We start from the raw sequence: 1,122 nt of genomic DNA on the forward strand, positions 1-1,122 counted from the left end.
AAAAAATAAATATTTGTGTAAAAATCAACTGTAACTTGTTTTTATGCGGCAAATGGATAAAAACACTATGCAGGATAAGAACAGTCTCATCCCATCATTAAAATTACGATAATATAGTGTAAAAGCCAAGTACAATGTGGTACTCGGGAAAGTAATAGCCTGAAAAATAGAGTCATTTTTAGTTGAGCATGTGAATCTTCTTTGGCTGAAATTAAATCTTATGGTCGTAGGTAATGGGGTGATTTTGTTTTTTGCGACAGAACCTAACAAAGTTATAATATTTCTATAAACTATATGATGAAATAAATAGCACAGAAACCATATTTCCGTGGACTAAATTTAAAGATGACCTTTAGGCTGTGGTCACAGTAAATTTCCCGAGTTCATGTGCTCTGAAATTAAAATTGAGGTGATAAAAATGGCGCATAAAGAATGGAGAATTACACTGACGATACGTAATTACACGGGAGAACCTGTTAGATGCGAAAATATAAGATGCGAAAACATTGACACTTTAGATATTGGGCGTAACATTGAAGAAAATGGTACTATAACGGTTTATTCAAGCACAAATGATAGAGTTTTTTGTTCGTTCAGAGGAATGAAATCACGTGTTCTATATAAGTTAGCTATGACATGCCCTAGATCTAGTGGGAATAATGCGTGTGGTTATGGAAACGCTGGGTTAAAACCTTATAATCCCCATAAGTTACTTAAAGTTGAATTTTATCTAGGGCGGTCAGATGAAGCTGACTGGGACAATCCTAGTTCATATCATGGTCAATCAATTGATTATGGAGACTGCAGTTGATTATGTAGGCAACAGGGAAATTCTTTGATCCTAAGCGCGCAAGAGAGGCAAAGAGTTTCATGTCGAATAAGCGGCCCTCAGGTAATCTTAACTATTCGCGCTACTGTAGGTCTAATGATGGTTTTTTGACTCCATGTCACAAAAAATTATTCGATCTGTGTCCATATAGACTGAACACAAAGCAACTCAGTCTATAGCGGTTCTGTCGCATAAAGTTCACTTTTCCGCGTTACCTGCTATCATGAGTCTCAATTCGAATAAAATAAGGTTCATATGCTTAGTTTTAAATGGCGTCATTTTGAAAAAGAAAT

General features: G+C 35.6%; 1 protein-coding gene. It reads left to right on the forward strand.

The window, feature by feature from the left end; all coding sequences use genetic code 11:
- The first annotated feature begins 418 nt into the window (after positions 1-418).
- Complete coding sequence (locus CDZ78_RS05980) at positions 419-811, forward strand: hypothetical protein (protein ID WP_140413902.1); 393 nt, start codon at positions 419-421, stop codon at positions 809-811.
- The last annotated feature ends 311 nt before the right edge of the window (positions 812-1,122 follow it).

The organism is Bathymodiolus platifrons methanotrophic gill symbiont, from assembly GCF_002189065.1.
Lineage (GTDB): Bacteria > Pseudomonadota > Gammaproteobacteria > Methylococcales > Methylomonadaceae > Methyloprofundus.

Excerpts from the sequence above, each read along its gene's own strand:
- CDZ78_RS05980 (WP_140413902.1), top strand. The coding sequence starts at position 419 with ATGGCGCATAAAGAATGGAGAATTACACTGACGATACGTAATTACACG.